The sequence below is a fragment of the Luxibacter massiliensis genome (genome assembly GCF_900604355.1).
Classification (GTDB): Bacteria; Bacillota; Clostridia; order Lachnospirales; family Lachnospiraceae; genus Luxibacter; species Luxibacter massiliensis.
This window is the reverse complement of sequence record NZ_UWOE01000001.1, coordinates 1,141,262-1,160,991: the sequence shown is the minus strand read 5'-3', so window position 1 is coordinate 1,160,991 and position 19,730 is coordinate 1,141,262. Positions and strand designations below refer to the sequence as shown.

Below are 19,730 nucleotides of genomic sequence, written 5' to 3'. Positions count from 1 at the left end.
CCTCCGCTCCTTTTATTCCTGCACCATAGAATAGAATGCTTCCATCTGTGCCTGCTCAGAGTTTAATCCCTTTTCTTCCAGCATGAGGATGCGCTTTTGCATCATTTCATAACCGTAGGGAATAATTTTCTTAAACATAGGCAAATATATCCCAAACTGCTCCAAAATCTTTTTCCCTTTCTGCGATCCGGTAATTTCCACATGCTGGACAATCAGGCGCTTTAGTTCCTCTCTATCATACAACTCCACAACCTCGCTGATGGATACAAGTTCTTTATTCACACGCAGGTAGAGATCATTAGACTCATCCAGCACATATACAATTCCACCGCTCATGCCTGCTGCAAAGTTTTTGCCTGTCCTCCCAAGTACTACAACACGGCCGCCCGTCATATACTCACACCCATGGTCTCCTACGCCTTCTACAACCGCTGAAGCCCCGGAATTACGCACGCAGAACCGCTCACCGGCAATACCGCATATAAAGGCTTTTCCACTGGTGGCGCCATAGAGCGCTACATTTCCAATTATTACATTCTCATCTTCCGCAAACCGGCTGTCTTTAGGAGGATATACTGCCAGTTTTCCTCCCGAGAGTCCCTTTCCAAAATAATCATTAGAGTCCCCGGACAACTCAATTGTCAGTCCTTTGGGAATAAATGCCCCAAAGCTCTGGCCGCCGCTTCCCTGGCACAGGATACGGTATGTGTCCTCTTCTAGCATTTCCCCGTACCGTTTGGTAATTTCTGATCCAAGGATGGTGCCAAAAGCTCTGTCTGTATTTTTTACCTCTGCCGTAATCGTACTTTTCTGCTGTTTATCCAGATTCTTCTTCAGCTCTGGCAATAAAAGACTCTCGTCAAGTGTTTTCTCCAGTTTAAAGTCATACATCTGACTTTTGTCAAAAATCGCTCTCTCACGGGCGTATGGATTATTCAGGATTCGTGATAAGTCCACCTTTGCTATTCCCTGGGGAAGTTTCTCTTTCATTTTCAGCAGATCTGTCCTCCCCACCAGTTCATCCACAGACCGGATCCCAAGACGTGCCATATATTCCCTTAATTCTTCCGCAATGAATCTCATAAAATTCATCACAAACTCCGGCTTTCCACGAAACCTCTTTCTCAGCTCTGGATTTTGTGTAGCCACTCCTACTGGACAGGTGTCTAGATTGCATACCCGCATCATTACACACCCCATAGTCACAAGGGGAGCCGTAGCAAATCCAAATTCCTCCGCACCTAAAATCGCAGCAATCGCTACATCACGTCCGGTCATGAGTTTTCCATCCGTTTCAATACGGACTTTTCCTCTCAGACCATTTTGAATCAATGTCTGATGTGTCTCCGAAAGTCCCAGTTCCCATGGAAGCCCTGAGTTGTAAATGGAGCTTTTTGGCGCAGCCCCAGTGCCTCCGTCATATCCAGAAATTAGGATGACTTGTGCCCCCGCTTTTGCCACTCCCGCCGCAACTGTCCCCACACCAGACTCTGACACCAGTTTAACGCTGATTCTTGCATCCCGGTTGGCATTCTTCAGATCGTAAATCAGCTGTGCCAAATCCTCAATAGAATAAATATCATGGTGCGGCGGCGGTGAAATCAGGCCCACCCCCGGGATGGAATGTCTCGTCTTTGCGATCCACGGATATACTTTCCCGGCGGGCAGATGGCCGCCCTCTCCTGGTTTTGCTCCCTGTGCCATCTTAATTTGTATCTCCTTTGCACTTACCAGATATTGGCTTGTAACGCCAAACCGACCGGAAGCGACTTGCTTGATTGCAGAACAACGCTCCAAACCGTTTCCCCTATTCTCCATCCTTTCTAATTCTTCGCCGCCTTCGCCGCTATTAGATTTTCCATGCAGACGGTTCATAGCAATGGCCAGCGTCTCATGGGCCTCTTTTGAAATTGAGCCATAAGACATTGCTCCTGTTTTAAACCTTGTCACAATACGATCCACACTTTCCACTTCTTCGATTGGAATTGCACCTTTCGGATATACAAAATCCAAGAGTCCCCTGAGATTTCTCACCTTATCTTCCTCGTGGATCATTTGTGTATACTGCTTAAACATTTGGTAATCCCCGCGCATCGCTGACTGCTGCAGCATATGAATTGTTGCAGGATTATACAAGTGCTCCTCCCCGCCCCCTCTGGCCTTATGCAGTCCCGGACTGTCCAGCGTCAGATCTGTATACCTGCCCAATGGATCAAAGGCCGTTGTGTGAAGCCTGTCGACCTCCTCTTCTATCTTATCCAAAGTAATGCCGCCGATTCTGCATACTGTATTTGTAAAATATCTCTTTACCACTTCCTCATCAACTCCCAATGCCTCAAAAATCTGGGCCCCTTGATAAGATTGTATGGTTGAGATTCCCATCTTGGATGCAATTTTAACGATTCCATGCAATATGGCACTGTTATAGTCATCCACTGCCGCATAGTAATCTTTATCCAGCATCCCCTTGTCTATCAGTTCCCTGATAGATTCCTGTGCCAGATAAGGATTGACCGCACAGGCTCCATAGCCAAGAAGTGTGGCAAAATCATGTACCTCTCTTGGCTCCGCTGATTCCAATATCAGCGCCACGCCAGTCCTCTTTTTTGTACGTACCAGATGTTTCTGCAAGGCGGATACCGCAAGGAGGGATGGTATCGCCGCATGGTTCTCATCCACTCCCCGGTCTGACAGGATAATAATATTGACGCCGTTTCTGTATTCCTTATCTACTTCCACACACAATCTGTCGATTGCCCGCTCAAGGCTGGTATTCTTGTAATACAGAATAGGTACGACCGCTGTTTTAAACCCCTCTCTTTTCATGCATTTAATTTTCAGCATATCTGTATTCGTAAGTATTGGATTATTGACTTTTAATACATTACAATTCTTTTCTGTTTCCTCCAGCAGGTTTCCATCCCTGCCAATATAAACACTTGTGGATGTAACAACCTCCTCACGAATAGCATCAATGGGCGGATTAGTGACCTGAGCAAACATCTGCTTAAAATAATGTGAAAGTTGATGGTGGGTTTTTGACAATGCCGGTATCGGTGTGTCAACCCCCATGGATGCAATGGCTTCACTGCCCCTTAGAGCCATAGGCAGAATACTTGCTTTCAATTCTTCATAAGTATAGCCAAATGCTTTTTGCATCCGCATCCGCTCTTCATCTGAAAACTCAGGTACCCGCACATTAGGTATTTTCAATTCTTTTAAGGTCACAAGATTTGAATCCAGCCATTCTCCATAAGGCTGTTGTCTTGTATATTTTTCTTTCAATGTGTCATCATCGATCACCTCTCCCTTAACCGTATCCACCAATAGCATTTTCCCCGGACGAAGCCTGTCTTTTTTCAAAATCTTATCATGGGCAAGAGGAAGCGCCCCCACCTCTGAGGATAAAATTAACTGATCATCATCTGTGATATAATACCTTGATGGCCGAAGGCCATTCCGGTCAAGGACTGCCCCCATCACATCCCCGTCTGAAAACAGGATGGCTGCCGGTCCATCCCACGGCTCCATCATAGTGGCATAATACTGATAAAAATCTCTTTTATGCTGAGGCATTGTCTTATTATTTGCCCATGGTTCCGGGATGGTAATCATCACTGCCAGAGGAAGCTCCATGCCGCTCATCACCAAAAACTCCAATGTATTATCAAGCATTGCAGAATCTGAACCCTGGGCATTTATAACCGGCAAAATCTTATGGAACTCATGGCTTAAATGCTCGGATTCCATATTTTCTTCCCGGGCAAGCATTTTGTCCGCATTTCCACGAATCGTGTTGATTTCTCCGTTATGTACAATAAAGCGGTTCGGATGGGCCCGTTCCCAGCTGGGGTTTGTATTGGTAGAAAATCTGGAATGTACAATGGCAATGGCCGAGTGGTATAACTCACTTTGCAGATCTTTAAAAAAAGTCCGAAGCTGTCCTACCAAAAACATTCCTTTATAAACGATGGTCCGGCTGCTCAAAGACACCACATAGGTGTTGTCACTGCTCTGTTCAAACACCCGCCTCACAATATATAATTTTCGGTCAAAATCAATCCCTTTTTCTACACATGCAGGCTTTTTTATAAAACCCTGCAAAATATAAGGCATACATTCTGCCGCCCTTGCCCCCAAAACGGCAGGCGCACAAGGTACTTTCCTCCATCCTAGGAACTCCATCCCCTCTTTCTCAACAATAATTTCAAACATCTTTTTTGCCTGGTTCCGCTTTAATTCATCCTGGGGAAAGAAAAACATCCCTATACCATACTCTCTCTCTTCTCCAAGACTGATCTGTACAGCCTTTGCTTCTTTCCTGAAAAACTCATGGCAGATCTGTACCATGATACCTACTCCATCCCCAGTCTGCCCATCCCCATCCTTTCCGGCCCGATGTTCAAGATTTTCCACAATCGTCAGTGCCTTTTCAAGTGTGTCTCTGGTTTTCTTTCCTTTAATATTGACAACAGCGCCGATTCCGCAGTTATCATGCTCAAATTTGCTCTCGTAAAGCGGTGGCTGTATCTGTTTTGACTTTGCATCAAACATAACCCTTCACTCCTTTTCCATAATAGTCAAACAAAAAAGGCAAAGGAACCTCCTATGCTGGTTGCATAAAAGACGCCTTTGCCTTAATAACAAAAATTGTATAACCCAAAACAAAAAAAGTCAATAATCAATTTTATTTTTCTTGACAATTTCCTCTGTAACATTTAGAATTTTAGTGAGCAAAGGCGTTCATTCCATTCAGGAACTAAGTTTCTGTTATTATGAACGTCTTTCTTTATTTACTGTCAGAGTCCCGGACAGCATGTATATTGGGAAGATAGATTTAAAAAAACATGCCCACTGAAAGAGTTAGGAATAGGTCCGAACTTGTACCAATAAACATATTTATTCAAGAGAAAGCGGGGGTAAAAATGAGATATACTAATCAAGAAGTCATACAGTTTGTAGAAGAAGAAGACGTAAAATTTATCCGTCTTGCCTTCTGTGATGTGTTTGGAAAACAGAAAAATATTTCCATCATGAATACAGAGCTTCTACGTGCTTTTGAACAGGGGATTGCCATTGATGCATGGTCTATCGCTGGTTTTGACAACCAATCATCCTCTGATTTATTTCTCCATCCAGATTCCTCCACATTAGAAATCCTTCCCTGGCGCCCAGAAAGTGGAAGGGTCGTCCGTATGTTCTGTGATATTACATGGCCAAACGGTTCCTCCTTCGAATGTGATACACGCCAAATCTTAAAAAAAGCCGTGGCCATTGCCGAGAAAAAGGGGATAGAATTCCAGTTCGGATCTGAGATGGAATTTTATCTATTTGAACGTGACGACTATGGCAAACCCACAAAGATTCCCTATGATACTGCCAGTTATATGGATATTGCCCCAGATGACAGAGGAGAAGATATCCGGCGCGAAATTTGCCTCACATTAGAACAGATGGGTATCCGTCCAGAAAGTTCTCACCACGAAGAGGGGCCGGGGCAAAATGAGATTGATTTCCACTACTCTGATCCACTATCTTCTGCAGATGATGTGGTCACATTTTCTTCTGTCGTAGAAACGGTTGCTAACAGAAATGGAATCTTTGCCTGCTTTGAACCAAAACCGTTTATAGATCAACCGGGAAACGGAATGCACATTAACTTCTCAATTAAAGGCCATGAAGATGATATCGTATTTCATCAAAGCATTGCCGGTATTTTAAAATATATTTCTGATATGACACTCTATCTCAACAGAACAGAAGATTCTTACAAACGCTTAGGCAAGCAGAAGGCCCCGGCATTTATAATGTGGTCCGCACAAAACCGTTCTCAGCTGATACGGATCCCTGCTGCTTTCGGTGTCTATAAACGTGCCGAACTCCGCTCCCCGGATACCATGGCAAATCCGTACCTGGCATACGCCCTGCTCATCCATGCCGGATTATATGGTATTGAGCATAAACTGGAGCTTCCGCCTGCGGCTGATATGAATTTATACACAGCTTCAGAAGAACTCCTGCAACGATATTCCCGGCTTCCCCAAACATTGGAAGAAGCAAAGGCCTTCGCACGAAACAGCGAGTTCATTAAGTCCATTCTGCCTGCACATATTAGGCATGTGTACGGCCGGATCTAAAAAAGATGAACGAAAGGGGGGCCGCTAATGCCTCTAAAAGAATATATATACAGCATTTTAATTGTTTCAGCGTCGGATAGTTTCAATGCTTCTTTTATAGCTATGCTGCCCAAAAAAGAATATTCACCGATAGATATAGTCCAAAGCATCAGCGGTGCAAGAAGAAAAATTTCAGAACGGGAGTATGATTTCATTATTGTTAACACTCCCCTGCCTGATGATTTTGGCAGTAAGTTCGCTGTAGATATCTGTGACGGCCGGCATACTGTGGCAATTCTGCTGGTCAAAAACGATATTTATGATGGGATTTATGATAAGGTGCAGGAACATGGCGTTTTAACATTACGTAAGCCGGTTTCTGTCACGATCATGAAACAAGCCCTCGACTGGATGAGGGTTTTCAAACATCGGCTTAAAAAATTAGAGAAAAAGAATATTTCGTTGGAAGATAAGATGGCGGAAATCCGAATTGTCAACCGTGCCAAATGGGTATTAATTGATTCTATGAATATGTCCGAAGCAGAAGCTCACAGATACATAGAAAAGCAGGCAATGGATCGGTGTATCACACGGCGGGAGGTGGCAGAAGAAACATTAAAATATTCTGTTCCATGACAAAATCACCCTGTTCTAATTTTTACTTGATCCTTGTCAGGAAAAACCTATCCTTTTCCCAGAAAATACTTTCTCCGCCATAGTATATGTCTCCAAACTGAGTCATTTTATTTTACGTCGGTTTGGAGATTTGTATTGCATTCAATAACCCTAAATGTACTGGAACCCTTCCCGGCTGTATCTGCCCCGCCATTTTTATTCCCGTAAAAAAAGCCTGGCGGACTTGCTCACATGTCCGTCTGGCGGCTGCCCTGAGGGTCTAATGCCCCAACGCCTGCATGGGGGACTTTAACTTACTTATCTTCCCTCCCCCAGAATATATCTTCTATTTTTTTTCTGACAGCCTTGACTTTGCCCGGACATGCCCCTCCAGAATTGATCCCTATCACTACCCCCTCCTTTTGAATAACTGAGGGAAAGTAAAAGTCACAAAGTTCCCTGTTGTCTGCTATATTTACCAGGATGTCCCTTCCTTTTTCTTTTTCCCCCTCACACAACCGTGCAATACTTTGGTTCAGCCTCCTATCGTCAGTGGCAGCCAGAATCATATCCATCCCCTCCAGATCCTCCGGCCTGTATTCCCGGTGGAGACATACTATCCGCCCCTCGGATTCCAGGCCTGATAGAAATTCTGTAACTTCAGGTGCTATAACTGTAATATTCTCCGCAAATGCAAGCAGTGTTTTTACCCTCCGGGAGGCAATATTCCCGCCCCCGACCACCAATATTTTCTTCTCCCCAATATCCATAAAAACAGGAAAATATGATTTCTTCATGTTCCACCCCTTCCTTATGACTAAAAGGTTCTCACTCACGGCCTAATCTCCATGTATTAAAGCATATATAGCAGCGCATTGCAGATACAGGCTGCAATATTACTGCCCCCCTTCCTTCCCCTGGCTACAATGGACGGGACATCCCTTAAATTCAGGATCAGCTCCTTGGACTGTATTACATTCACAAATCCCACGGGGACAGCGATAATAAGCTGAGGCCTGATTTTCCCTTCCTGTATCAGCTCATAAAGGCGGACAAGGGCCGTGGGTGCATTGCCCACTGCAAAAATCAGCTGCCTGTCAAGGGCAGCCGCCTTTTCCATGCTGGCCGCCGCCCGGGTCGTCCCATTCTGCCTTGCCATAAGTGCCACATCCTGGTCAGACATAAAGCAGAAAACCTCCCCGTTATATTCTGCCAGCTTTTTTTTATTAATGCCTGCTTTGCCCATCTGCGTATCTGTGACAATAGAAGCTCCATTTCTGAGCGCCTGCAGGGCCTTTTCAACTGCTCCTTCCGAAAAAGCAAGGTTCTTTGCATACTCAAAATCTGCACTTGTATGGATACACCGCTTCACAATCATTTCTGTCCCTGGTATAAGGGGTGTATCTCCCAGTTCCTCTGTAATTATCTCAAAACTCCTAGCCTCTATCTCACCAGGCAGCACCTTCTCCAATTCTATATGGCTCATTCTTCCTCTCCTCCTTTTAAAACTGTCCCAATGCCACATACTACACGGTCCACCCTGCAGGCAAGTCCCGCAATCTCTGTCAATACCCTGCCTGCCGTCTCCCTGTACTGTCTTTCAAATGTCCCCATAGGGACAAGTCCACAGCCAATCTCACTGCTCACAATTACAATATCCTGGTTCCTTCTGGCAATCTCCCGGGCAAAGCCTGAAAGCTCTGTACCGCCTTTTAGCATACGCCTGATAAGAAGCTCAAAGTGAAAGATGCCATTACACGTATATATTTCTTCAAAGCCACAAGTCTCTCCGTCAATCCAGATAAACCCGCTTTTTTTGTCAATAGATTTCCCGCTGCCACTCCCCCCAAATTCACGTCTGGCATACAAGCTCTTTCCCTGGCAGGCCCCGCCTGTAACCAGCTTAATCCCTCCAACATCCTTTTTGGGGTATTTTAAATTGTTTTCTTCCTCCATATGGTTTATTCCGGCCTTTCTGCCCCTTGAATCAAGCGGCATCTTTTCCGGCCCTCTTTTCCGGCTGTTCTTATATTCCATAGGCACCCCATATACAACTTCTGTCACAACGTCAGCCATCTGGGCCAGTTTTAAATTAATTTCTCCCAGCGTTTTCCTGTACCGCCTCATCTCCACGGAATCCGGCGCCGGCTCCTCAAATATATCATTTGTCACAATAACCAGGCTGCTGCACTTAGACAGCAAGAAACCCACTCCCTCTAAAACAGCCTTTACTGTGTTTTCCCCTGCTCCTGCAGGCTCATAGAGCTCATTCGCCACAAGATTGGACATACACTCCAGCAAAATTGAATTCCCCTCAAATTTATCACTCCTATCATGTTTTAAGGAGTCATCCATATGTTTCTGGAAGATGCCATTTAGGAACTTTAACCCAGTATAACATTCCACAGTCACAAACCCCTTGTCTGCGCGCATCCTCTGGTGGCGGAGGATTTTCTGCCTGGTTTCATCCCCGTAAGGAATCATAGTGGCAATATACAATAGAGATGTTTTTCTCTGCCGCCTCCCCTCTTCCCTGTGCAGCCTGCAGACCATATCTTCAGCAAAGGCAGATTTCCCGCTGCCACTCCCTCCTGTTATGAGATAAAACACAACCTTTCACTCCTTCTTTATATGCAGCCGGCCAGAAACTCTCTTTAGGGCCGCACCTCTTATCCATGGCCGAACGCCTAAGGCAGCATACAGCTACTGTCCCTGTGTTCTATGCGCATACCTGAATTCCAGGGCCCCTGTGGCAGGAATCTGCGTAATTCCCTCAATGTCAGGGCGGATCAGGTTACAGCTTTTCATGGCATAAAGAGGGATAATATAAAACTCTTCTCCTACAGCCAGCTGTTCTGCCTGATGCATCAGTTCAGAGCGTTTCTGTGGGTCAAATTCCGTGTCAGACTGCCCCACCAGCGCGTCGTATGCCTGATCCTTTATCCCACTGCAGTTATACGTACTATTTGACAACAGCATAGACAGATACGTATAAGGGTCTGCAAAATCTGCCGTCCAGTTCATACGGCACAATTCAAAATTTCCCGCCCTGCGCTCCGTGTAATTGACCTGCAGTTCCTGCGCCTGCAGTTCGATCTGGATATTCAGGTTTTCCTTCAGCTGTTCCTGTATTACCTGTGCTGTGTCTGAGTCCATTTCCAGAGAAGGATAAATATATGTCAGGACGGGGAAACCTTCACCGTCAGGATATCCCGCCTCTAGAAGCAGCTGCCTTGCCTCATTTACGTTTTCTTCAAAAGGCGGATCCGCCTGCTCCACGAAATATCCGCCGGATTTATCTTTCATATACTTGGCCACAAAATTGACCGTAGGCTCTGTATCCTCCCCCACAATCTGGCACAATGCTTCTCTGTCTATAGCCAGATTGATTGCTTTCCTCACCCGCACGTCGTTTAAAGGCTCTACATCCAGGTTGGGGTAAATATATCTTGTGGCAATGGTATCTGTGACAACCAGATCTTCCTGCCCCTCATATACATCCATTACAGATGACTGGAGCCCCTGGGCCACGTCCACCTCCCCTGTTTCGTAGGCGGCCGCCATAGACTGCTGGTCATCAAAAAACTTGAATGTAATCTTCTCCAGCTGTATCCGGTCCGCATCCCAATATTTTTCATTCTTTTTTAAGACAAAATACTGTTCAGGGACATACTCTTCCAGGCAGAAAGGGCCGTTTGCCACACTTGTGCCGGGATCTTTATCCCACCCGCTCCCTACTTCGTCTGCATACACATGGCAGGAGGGGGTATAAACAGGAAGCCGCAGCAGATCCAGGAAATATACACAAGGTTTTTCCAGGGTAAAGACCAGCGTATAATCATCCGGCGCCTTGACCCCCAGTGCATCTGCCTCTGCTTCTTTATTATAGACTGCCTCTGCATTGAGGATTGGGAACAGATAATTGGCATACCCATTCCCGCTTTTAGGATCCAGGGAGCGGACAATGGTATTGATATAGTCTGCCGACGTCACTGGCGTCCCGTCGGACCAGTATGCCTCTTTTCTGAGATAAAACGTCCAAACAGTAGAGTCCTGATTTACCTCATATGACTCTGCCCCCCTGTATTCAATATCCCCATTCTCATCAAAGGTCAGAAGTTCATCCAAGGCAGCGGCGGAATAACTCAAATAAGTCAGCGCTATCATTCCTGCCGGATCAAGCCCCCCTGTCTCACTGTTCACAGCAACTACCATTTCCTGTGTCTCTTTCTCTGTTTCATTTTTTCCGCAGCCGCTCAAAAGCAGGCACCCGCAAAGCATTGCTGCCGATAGGGTACGAAGCAGTCTTTTCATCTGTTGCCTCCAACATATATCCATATGCATTCTCCTTATACTTGTGATGTCATCCTCAGGCCGCTGTCCCTTTTTCCGGCATGTTCTTTGGAATATAAAAAGCAGGCACAGCTGCGCCTTTCAAACGGATATGTCTCTGGTTTCTCCATAAAGCAGCGTTCCATGGCATAGCCGCATCTGTCTGCAAACGGGCATCCTGTGCCCGCCGCTGCCTTCCTTTTCCTTTCTTCTGGATAGGGATGATAGCTCTGCCGCCTGGCCTTCACAGGATTTGGTATAAGTATGGCAGACAGAAGTGCCTTTGTGTAAGGATGCCATGGATCCTTATATATTTCTTTTGTATCCCCTGTCTCTAAAATCCTTCCCCCATACATGACCCCCACCCTGTGGCTGATGCGCTTGACAATATTTAAGTCATGGGAGATAAAAAGATAGGATACACCTGTCTTTTTCTGTATCTCCTCCAATAGCTTTAGTATTTGTTCCTGGGTGGGCACATCCAGGGCTGATACAGGCTCATCACAGACAATCAGCCCGGCCCCCGGGATTAATGCCCTGGCGATGCCGATACGCTGGCGTTCCCCGCCGGAAAAGGATCCCGGATACTTGTCCAAGTCTTTGGCCTGCAGGCCTACCAGCTTAAGCATCTCCTCTGCCCTTTCCCTTCTCTGGGTCTTTGTCAGCGGGGTATTCAATAAAAGAGGCTCTTCTAAAAGCTCCTCCACCTTCATCCGCGGATTAAGCGACGCATATGGATCCTGAAAAACCATCTGTACGGGATTCTTCATTGGTTCGCCTTTATATAGAACCTGGCCTTTGGTAGGTTTTAAAATACCTGTCACCATGCCCGCCAGGGTTGTCTTTCCACAGCCGCTCTCCCCCACCAGCCCAAAGCACTCGCCCCGGGCAATCTGGAAAGACACATCTTGCACTGCCTCTGTAACCTGGCGCCTTCTTACATATTTAGGGACCTCCGTCCCTGGAAAATATTTTGCCACATGTGAGGCCTCCAGGAGAACCTCCCCAAAGGATCTGGATTCTGCCATCTTTCCCAGCTTAAGAGTGCGGGCCAAAAGCTCCTTTGTATAAGGATGCCCAGGATCATAAAAGATGTCCTCTGCCCTTCCTTCCTCTGCCAGAATCCCATGCTGCATGACAAGAACCCTTTGGCTCAATGCGGCAATAACGCCCAGGTCATGGCTGACAATTAAAATTGCTGTTTTTGTCTCCACCGAAATCTTCTCAAGAAGTCTGAGAATTTGTCTCTGTACGGTCACATCCAAGGCTGTTGTAGGTTCATCGGCTATCAAAAGCTTCGGCCCACAGGCCAGTGCGGCGGCAATAACAGCTCTCTGCCGCATTCCTCCAGAAAGCTCAAAGGGATACTGCCCCATCCGTTTTCTCGGATCCCGTATCCCCACCATGTCCAGAAGCTCCTCAGTCCTCTCCTCTGCCGCACGGCGGCCACATTTTGTGTGTATGCGGTAAGCCTGTGCAACCTGCTTTCCTATTTTTATGCTGGGGTTGAGGCAGGCCAGAGGATCCTGGAACACCATGGCAATCTGGCTGCCACGGACCGATTCCATTTTCTGTTCATAAGCCTTGATCTCATTTCTTTGGGCCACCCCAAAATCCGGGGGCGTTATATCCCTGTCCTGGAAAACCATCTGCCCGCAGAACACCCGCGCTGTCCCTGGCAAAAGTCCCAGGACAGCCTCCATGGCAGTACTCTTCCCTGAACCAGACTCTCCGGCGATACCCAGGATTTCCCCAGCTTCAACTTCAAAGGACAGGTGGCTGACCGCCTCCCTCCTCTCCTGTCTGTCATAAAATTGTACATTTAAGTCCTGTACCCTCAGCAAACTCATATCATCTGTGCCCTTCCTCATTCTGCCCCAGGATCCTCTCTAATCCTGTGCCAATTAAGTTCATAGAAAGTATTAAAATACAAAGTACTGCCATTGGCCAAATCATCTGTGCCGGATATACCTGCATCTGGCTCCTGGCATCCTGTATCAGCGCTCCTAAGCTGGCCGCAGGATCTGTGATGCCCACGCCCACAAAGCTCAGGAAAGCCTCTGTAAAGATGGCCCTTGGCACCGAAAACGTCAGGCTGACAATGATAGGCCCTACGGCGTTGGGGAGAAGATGCACTCTGAGGATCCTCACAGGGCCTGCCCCTGCCAGGCGGGCGGATGTGCAGAATTCCCTTTCCTTCAGCCGAATCACTTCTCCCCGCACAATACGCGCTAATTCGATCCAGCCAGAAATACAGATTCCAAGCAGCATACTTCCCAGATTGCCTCCCAGCACTAGGAGCAGAAGAATCACATATAGCAGGGAGGGGATGGCATCTATAATGTCTGCAATCCGCATAAGCAGCATATCCATCCGGCCACCTGCATATCCTGCCGCACTTCCCCAGAGCACTCCCAGGACACCGCATATGGCGGCGCTTATGAGTCCCACCGCCAGGCTGATTCTTGTTCCATAAAAGACCCGCACAAAGAGGTCTCTTCCAAATTTATCTGTGCCAAAAGGGTGTGAAATGCTGGCGCCTATATTTTGTATGTCTGCATTCTGTGCCGTATACGGCCATGGGGAAAAAACTGGCACAAAAACGGCAAGCAAAAACAGAATAGCCAGCAGCAGGATCCCTGTCCCAAACAACATGTTCCTTTTCATCTCCAGGCCCTCCTTATCCTTGGGTCCAGCCAGGCACAGAGCAAGTCTGTGGCCAGACTCACCCCCATTACCACCACTCCCATAAAGACCGTCAGTCCCAGTATCAGGGTGTAATCCCTGTTTGCAATAGAATTGACGAACTCCCTCCCTAATCCTGGTATCGTAAAAATACTCTCCACCGCAAAGCTGCCAGTCATAAGAAATGCCGCTGACGGGCCTATATAATTCAGGACCGGTATCCATGCATTCCTGAGAATATGGGTAAATGCGGCCTGCCAAAATTTCAGTCCCTTGGCTCTGGCCATGGTCACATAATCCTGCCTCATTTCTGCCCGGAAACTAGTATGCATCAGCCTGGTTATCACCGCCGTCGGGTAAGCAGACAGAGAAATTACGGGCAGAATATAGTGCTTCCATGACCCAAGACCTGCCACTGGCAGAAGCTTTAACTCTACTCCCAGGACAAGCATCAAGAGCAGGGCAATGGCGAAATTAGGGATTGCTGTTCCCAGCAGAGTGCCAAGGAAAATGCCGCCCCTGACTCCCTTTCTCTCTGATACGGCCTGCCAGGCGCCAAGTGTTGTCCCTGCAATGGCTGAGACAGCCACAGCCAGGCCTCCCAGCACTGCCGTGGGGGGCCACGCCCTGGCAATAATGTCCGCTACCGATACTCCTGGCTTTTTATAAGAAACACCCAGGTCACCCCTGAGCAGATTTCCCATATAGGATATATACTGCTCCGTAACAGGCCTGTCCAGGCCATACTCCTCCTCCAGGGAATGTAAGACATCTTCCGATACATTGCCAGCCTGGAAGGGACTGCCTGGAATCATCCTGGTCAGGAAAAAGGCGGCTGTCACCAGCACAAAAAGAGATAGGATGCCTGTCAGTATCCTCTTACCTATGTATTCCAGCATATCTATCCTCCTTTCCTGCCCTGTTACCCATATATATCCCCAGTATTGACGCGGCAGACTCTTATGGGGACTGCCTTTATCTGCTGTTTTTACAAGGTTTGTCCCCGAACATTTCCAAAATAAGCTCTGCCATGCTGTCTATCGACGCCTCCCGGGAGGTCTGAATCTGCATACCATATTTACGGGCCTCGGCGGCTGTCTGCTCTCCGATGCATATGGCCCTGATGCCCCTGTAATGAGGCAGGGGTACCGCCCTTACAAACCCTTTTACTGTGGATACACTGGTAAAGGTCACCCCATCTATTTCTCCCGACCATAGCATGGAACTTATTTTTTCCTTAAGAGTCCCATATGTCTCATATAATGTCTCATAAAGGGGGATGTCAGCTGCATGGATGCCTGCCGCCCAAAGAGGAGGGAATAATTCATCCGACCCCTCCCGGGCGCGCACGGCCATAACATACCCTCCCGGGGCCACAGTATGTGCAAGCTCCTCCCCTAAACTCCTGGCACAATATACGTCTGGTACAAGATCCGCAAAAACGCCGAATCCATGCAGTGCTTTTTCTGTTCCCGTCCCAATGGCAGCAAACTTAGCAGGGTACAGTCCAGCACATAGATCCCGGATATCCATCCCCATTTTCATCATCTGGCTAAAAAAGGTGCAAACCCCTGTGGGACTGGTGAAAACCAGCCATCTCTCCCCACTCCAGCCGGCCAGTTCTCTGAGCGCCTGCCCCAGCACGGGATTGGGATCTATTGTGACGGTTCTGACTGCAGGAAGTTCAATCACCTGTGCCCCCAGCTCTCTCAGCTTTGCAGCCAGCCCAGACATGCTCTGCCTGGGGCGGGTCAAAAGGAACTCCCTGCCGCCTAAGGGCCTGTCCCCGGCCCAGTGGAACTGCTCTGCCAAAAGGCACACATCCCCTACGACAATCACCGCAGGCGTGCCAATCTGCGCCTTGGCCGCCTCCCCAAACAGGCAGCTGACTGTAGAAACCACCTGCCGCTGCTTGGCCAGTGTCCCCTTCTCCAGCACTGCAGCCGGTGTATCCTTGTCGATTCCGGCCTCCATAAGTCCCTTAAGTATGGACTCCATAGAGGTAATCCCCATCAGGAATATAAGCGTCCCCCCTGCCTTTACAAGAGCCTGGTAGTCTATCCTGCTGACGCCGCCCTTTCTGGGATGCCCTGTGATGACATGAAAGGAGGAAGTATAATCTCTGTGTGTAACTGGAATGCCTGCATAGGCCGGCACGGCGGCGGCAGAGGTGATTCCCGGTATGACTTCAAAAGGGACGCCCCGGGAAGCCAGAAGCTCCAGCTCCTCTCCTCCCCGCCCAAACACAAAAGGATCCCCTCCCTTTAAGCGCAGTACCCTTTTTCCTTTCTGGGCCTCCTTAAGGAGGATGGTATTTATTTCCTCCTGGGGCATCAGGTGATGCCCCGACCGCTTCCCCACATGGACCAGCTCCTTTCCCAGGGGGATAAGGCTCAGTATTTCCGTACTGATCAGGGCATCGTATACGATCACATCGGCCTCATCCAGCAGCTGCCTGGCCCGTACAGTGAGAAGCCTGGCGTCCCCGGGGCCTGCCCCTGCAATCCATACTTTTCCTGTCTTATTCATGGTCTGCCCTCCTTCTCATATCCTCTGCCAGCGCTGCCCCCAGCTGCCTGGCCTTTACGCTCTCTCCAACCCTTGTTTCGATCCAATACCTGCCGTCCTTTTCACGGTAGTACAGGCCAGTCAGTTTCATCTGCGTCCCCCGGACTTCCCCGTGGGCTGCCACAGGGGATGTGCAGCCACCGTCCAGGGCCGCCACAAATTCTCTTTCTGCTGATGCTTCCGCCTCACTTTTTGCATCCAGTATACTCTCCAGATAGCTGTGATCCTCTCCCTTTCTTCCCTGGATGGCCAGAATCCCCTGTCCAGCCGCAGGCACCATTTCCTCTACAGAAAATACCCGCCCCACAACAGAGTCCAGGCCCAGCCTTTTCAGGCCGGCTGCCGCCAGGACAGTCCCGTCATACTCTTCCTCTTCAAGCTTTTTAAGCCGTGTCTGGACATTCCCCCTGATTTTGCGGAAGCTACAGGAAGGATAAAGCGCCCCCAGCAAAAGCGCCCTTCGCCGGCTGGAGGTCCCGATCACCCCGCCTTCCGGGATCCTGGCAAGGCCTGGCTTATATATCAGTACATCCCTTGGATCCTCCCTCTTGCTGTATCCAATCACAGGCAGTCCCTGGGCCGTCTCCATAGGCATATCCTTCAGGCTGTGGACGGAAATATCAATCTCCCCCTCCAAAAGGGCCCTGTCCAGCTCCTTCACAAACAGGCCCTTTCCCCCAATCTGATCCAGGCTTTTATTTAGTATCCTATCCCCTGTAGTCTGTATTTTGACAAGCCTGGTCTGTAAGTGGGGACAGCTTTTCATAATTGCTTTCTGTACAATCTCTGCCTGTATCACTGCCAGGCGGCTCTTTCTTGTTCCTATACGGATTTCAGGCTGCATGGCGCCTCCTTTCCCCTCTCCAGGATTTCATAGACTGCCTCCATATCCAGGCTGTTACGGATCATTTGGGCCAGGCTGTCATACTGCTGCTCCTTGTAGGCCTTCATATCCACGGCCTGGATCCCCTCTGTGCTGAGTCCTTTCTGCCTGAGCAGCGCCGTCACCAGTCCTTTAGAGGCCCCGGGTGTGTCAAATATGCCGTGTACATAGCAGCCATATACATTCCCACAGGCGGCCCCATCCAGCTTTTGTGCGCCTTCCAAACCTTCTTCTTCCAGGGATACAAGAGGCTGCCCCTGCCCTGAAATCATGGTGGTGCCCATGTGGATTTCATAACCCTCTATTTCCACAGAGCTTAAATCTGAGAGAATTCCCTTTAGATCCTCAAAACGTCCCCTGACCCTGGACCTTGTTTTCTCCTTCTCAAACAAGGTTTTTACAGGCAGAAGCCCCATGCCCTGGGTACTCCCTTTCTGCTCCACCCCTTCCGGGTCTGTGATTTCCTCACCCAGCATCTGGTATCCCCCGCAGATCCCAAAGACCAGCTTCCCCTGCCCACTGTGCCGGATGATTTTTGCCTCCAGTCCATTCTGGCGCATCCACAGCAAATCGCCAATGGTATTTTTGCTGCCGGGCAGAATCACCCCGTCAGGATTTTTAAATTCCCCTGGTGATGATACATACCGCAGGGAGATCTCCTCCCTGCATTCCAGGGCGGTAAAATCTGTAAAATTGGATATCCGTGGAAGCCGGATGACGGCAATATCTAATACTCCTGACTCCCCTTTTTTCTGGAAACGCTCTGTAAGGCTGTCCTCGTCGTCTATATCCAGGTAAAAGTAAGGCACCACCCCTTGCACAGGGATTCCTGTCTTTTCCTTAAGCATCCTCAGGCCCGGCTCTAGTATTTTCCTGTCTCCCCGGAATTTATTGATAATCATCCCTTTGACCCGGGCCCTTTCATGCGCCTCTAATAACATAAGTGTGCCTACAAGCTGGGCGAACACACCGCCTTTGTCAATGTCCCCTACCAGCAGCACCGGGGCGTCCACAAGCTGGGCAAGTCCCATATTTACAATATCATCTTCCTTCAGGTTGATTTCAGCGGGACTGCCGGCCCCCTCGATCACAATAATATCATATTCCTGGGCCAGCCTTTCATAGGCCCTAAGAACAGCGGGGATGTATTCTTTTTTCCGGCGGTAATACTCTACAGCCGACATCACCCCAGCCACCTCGCCGTTTATAATGACTTGGGAACCTGTGTCATTGGTTGGTTTTAACAAAATAGGGTTCATCAATACAGAAGGTTCGATCCCCGCCGCCTCGGCCTGCATAACCTGTGCACGCCCCATCTCCAGCCCCTCTCTCGTGATAAAAGAGTTTAATGCCATATTCTGCGATTTAAAAGGGGCGGTCCTATACCCATCCTGGGCAAAAGCCCTGCACAAGCCTGCTGCAACTACGCTTTTCCCTACATTGGACATGGTTCCCTGTATCATAATAACTTTTGCCATATTTACGCCCTGCCTTCCTTGTAGATTTCCTCCAGAGCCTCAATTAGCTGACGATTCTCCTGGCGGCCTTTCACAGCAATCCTATAATATCCTTTTTTCAGTCCCCGGTAATTGCTGCAGTCCCTGATTAAAATCTTTTTCGCCTTCAGAAGCCTGAATAAATCATATTTGCTCTTCAGCAGCATATAATTTGCAGAGGGCGGAAAATACCTGACTCCTATTCTTTCCAGTTCTTTTTCCATCATTTTCCGCTCCTCGCTCACAAAATTTCTAGTCCTGACAACTCTTTCCTGATCCTCTAAAGCCGCACAGGCAGCCGCCTGGGCCACCCCTGACACGCTCCATGGCTGCCTTGCAGACTCCAGCCGTTTTAACAACTCTTGATTTCCGCTGATCCCATACCCCACCCGCAGCCCAGGCAGGGCATACATCTTCGTAAAAGCCCTGAGAAGAAAAATATTGGGAATCTTTATAGCTTCCCTGGCGGCCATCACCTGCCCCTGGTCTTCCATAAATTCATAAAAACATTGATCCAGCACCACGGTAATCTGCAGATCCACACATTTCTGGACGATTTTTTCCAGAAGCGCCTTTTCTATTGCCTGCCCCGAGGGATTGTCGGGGGAGCACAAAAAAATCAAATCTACGCCCTCTGTCAGCTGATCCAGATACCTTTCTGTCAGGCAGAAATTTTCCTCCTCATGCAGGCGGGCATACACGATTTCGCACCCCGCCGCCTCTAATGCCTGTTCATACTCCAGAAAAGAGGGGATTGTCAGGACCGCTTTCTTCGGCTTCTTTGCAAATACAAGAGAAAAGATTAAATCTGCGGCTCCATTGCCGGGCACCACCGTTTCCCCCGGTATCCCCTCCTTTTTTGACAGCGCCTCAACTAACTCCCTGCATCTGCTGTCCGGGTACTCCCCTATATGTGCCAGGCTCTCCCTGGCTGTCCTAAGTACCTCAGAAGAGGGGCCCAGAGGATTAATATTAGTCGAAAAGTCTGTCATCCCTTGGTATGTATATATGTCTCCGCCATGCCCATAATCCATG

Annotated in this window: 14 protein-coding genes; 2 read left to right on the top strand and 12 right to left on the bottom strand. The window is 48.4% G+C overall.

From position 1 onward, the window contains the following. Positions 1-12: 12 nt before the first annotated feature. Positions 13-4,554, bottom strand: coding sequence for a glutamate synthase large subunit (gene gltB / locus EFA47_RS05470; RefSeq protein ID WP_122642342.1), 4,542 nt, complete (start codon positions 4,552-4,554; stop codon positions 13-15). Between the two features lie 371 nt (positions 4,555-4,925). Here gltB and EFA47_RS05465 point away from each other — a divergent pair, with 371 nt between their 5' ends. Both EFA47_RS05465 and EFA47_RS05460 read left to right on the top strand, forming a co-directional pair. Further along, entirely contained in the window at positions 4,926-6,137 is a 1,212-nt protein-coding gene (locus EFA47_RS05465) for a glutamine synthetase family protein (RefSeq protein WP_122642341.1), read from the top strand. A gap of 27 nt (positions 6,138-6,164) precedes the next feature. Then, a complete protein-coding gene (locus EFA47_RS05460) occupies positions 6,165-6,752 on the top strand; it encodes an ANTAR domain-containing response regulator (RefSeq protein WP_122642340.1) in 588 nt (195 codons plus the stop codon). Positions 6,753-7,045: 293 nt separating this feature from the next. Here the strand turns inward: EFA47_RS05460 and EFA47_RS05455 are convergent, their stop codons facing one another. The 11 genes from EFA47_RS05455 to EFA47_RS05405 all read right to left on the bottom strand — a co-directional run bounded on the left by EFA47_RS05455 (position 7,046) and on the right by EFA47_RS05405 (position 19,729). Beyond that, complete coding sequence (locus tag EFA47_RS05455; RefSeq protein WP_122642339.1) at positions 7,046-7,528, bottom strand: precorrin-2 dehydrogenase/sirohydrochlorin ferrochelatase family protein; 483 nt, start codon at positions 7,526-7,528, stop codon at positions 7,046-7,048. A gap of 56 nt (positions 7,529-7,584) precedes the next feature. Beyond that, positions 7,585-8,217 carry a precorrin-8X methylmutase gene (locus tag EFA47_RS05450; protein ID WP_122642338.1) on the bottom strand — a complete coding sequence of 211 codons (633 nt, stop codon included), beginning with the start codon at positions 8,215-8,217 and terminating at the stop codon, positions 7,585-7,587. Further along, entirely contained in the window at positions 8,214-9,341 is a 1,128-nt protein-coding gene (locus tag EFA47_RS05445; protein WP_122642337.1) for a bifunctional adenosylcobinamide kinase/adenosylcobinamide-phosphate guanylyltransferase, read from the bottom strand. Before EFA47_RS05445 ends, EFA47_RS05450 begins: the two co-directional genes overlap by 4 nt. Before the next feature lie 93 nt (positions 9,342-9,434). Continuing rightward, positions 9,435-11,045 carry a peptide ABC transporter substrate-binding protein gene (locus EFA47_RS05440; RefSeq protein ID WP_122644420.1) on the bottom strand — a complete coding sequence of 537 codons (1,611 nt, stop codon included), beginning with the start codon at positions 11,043-11,045 and terminating at the stop codon, positions 9,435-9,437. A gap of 35 nt (positions 11,046-11,080) precedes the next feature. After that, positions 11,081-12,913: a dipeptide ABC transporter ATP-binding protein gene (locus tag EFA47_RS05435; RefSeq protein ID WP_122642336.1), complete on the bottom strand. Its 1,833-nt coding sequence runs from the start codon at positions 12,911-12,913 to the stop codon at positions 11,081-11,083. Position 12,914: 1 nt separating this feature from the next. Further along, positions 12,915-13,730 (bottom strand): ABC transporter permease, encoded by an 816-nt coding sequence (locus tag EFA47_RS05430; protein ID WP_122642335.1) that lies wholly within the window; start codon positions 13,728-13,730, stop codon positions 12,915-12,917. Continuing rightward, a complete protein-coding gene (locus EFA47_RS05425; RefSeq protein WP_122642334.1) occupies positions 13,727-14,647 on the bottom strand; it encodes an ABC transporter permease in 921 nt (306 codons plus the stop codon). Before EFA47_RS05425 ends, EFA47_RS05430 begins: the two co-directional genes overlap by 4 nt. A 76-nt stretch (positions 14,648-14,723) precedes the next feature. After that, positions 14,724-16,277, bottom strand: coding sequence for a uroporphyrinogen-III C-methyltransferase (gene cobA, locus EFA47_RS05420; RefSeq protein WP_122642333.1), 1,554 nt, complete (start codon positions 16,275-16,277; stop codon positions 14,724-14,726). After that, positions 16,270-17,160, bottom strand: coding sequence for a hydroxymethylbilane synthase (gene hemC / locus EFA47_RS05415; RefSeq protein WP_122642332.1), 891 nt, complete (start codon positions 17,158-17,160; stop codon positions 16,270-16,272). Before hemC ends, cobA begins: the two co-directional genes overlap by 8 nt. Then, positions 17,139-18,677, bottom strand: coding sequence for a cobyric acid synthase (locus EFA47_RS05410; protein WP_122642331.1), 1,539 nt, complete (start codon positions 18,675-18,677; stop codon positions 17,139-17,141). Before EFA47_RS05410 ends, hemC begins: the two co-directional genes overlap by 22 nt. Positions 18,678-18,679: 2 nt before the next feature. Beyond that, on the bottom strand, positions 18,680-19,729 hold the full coding sequence (locus tag EFA47_RS05405) for a pyridoxal phosphate-dependent aminotransferase (RefSeq protein ID WP_122642330.1): 1,050 nt from the start codon (positions 19,727-19,729) through the stop codon (positions 18,680-18,682). Between the last annotated feature and the right edge of the window lies 1 nt (position 19,730).

Excerpts from the sequence above, each read along its gene's own strand:
- EFA47_RS05450 (WP_122642338.1), bottom strand. The coding sequence starts at position 8,217 with ATGAGCCATATAGAATTGGAGAAGGTGCTGCCTGGTGAGATAGAGGCT.
- EFA47_RS05440 (WP_122644420.1), bottom strand. The coding sequence starts at position 11,045 with ATGAAAAGACTGCTTCGTACCCTATCGGCAGCAATGCTTTGCGGGTGC.
- cobA (WP_122642333.1), bottom strand. The coding sequence starts at position 16,277 with ATGAATAAGACAGGAAAAGTATGGATTGCAGGGGCAGGCCCCGGGGAC.
- EFA47_RS05460 (WP_122642340.1), top strand. The coding sequence starts at position 6,165 with ATGCCTCTAAAAGAATATATATACAGCATTTTAATTGTTTCAGCGTCG.
- EFA47_RS05410 (WP_122642331.1), bottom strand. The coding sequence starts at position 18,677 with ATGGCAAAAGTTATTATGATACAGGGAACCATGTCCAATGTAGGGAAA.
- hemC (WP_122642332.1), bottom strand. The coding sequence starts at position 17,160 with ATGCAGCCTGAAATCCGTATAGGAACAAGAAAGAGCCGCCTGGCAGTG.
- EFA47_RS05465 (WP_122642341.1), top strand. The coding sequence starts at position 4,926 with ATGAGATATACTAATCAAGAAGTCATACAGTTTGTAGAAGAAGAAGAC.
- EFA47_RS05430 (WP_122642335.1), bottom strand. The coding sequence starts at position 13,730 with ATGAAAAGGAACATGTTGTTTGGGACAGGGATCCTGCTGCTGGCTATT.
- gltB (WP_122642342.1), bottom strand. The coding sequence starts at position 4,554 with ATGTTTGATGCAAAGTCAAAACAGATACAGCCACCGCTTTACGAGAGC.
- EFA47_RS05425 (WP_122642334.1), bottom strand. The coding sequence starts at position 14,647 with ATGCTGGAATACATAGGTAAGAGGATACTGACAGGCATCCTATCTCTT.
- EFA47_RS05435 (WP_122642336.1), bottom strand. The coding sequence starts at position 12,913 with ATGAGTTTGCTGAGGGTACAGGACTTAAATGTACAATTTTATGACAGA.
- EFA47_RS05455 (WP_122642339.1), bottom strand. The coding sequence starts at position 7,528 with ATGAAGAAATCATATTTTCCTGTTTTTATGGATATTGGGGAGAAGAAA.
- EFA47_RS05405 (WP_122642330.1), bottom strand. The coding sequence starts at position 19,729 with ATGGATTATGGGCATGGCGGAGACATATATACATACCAAGGGATGACA.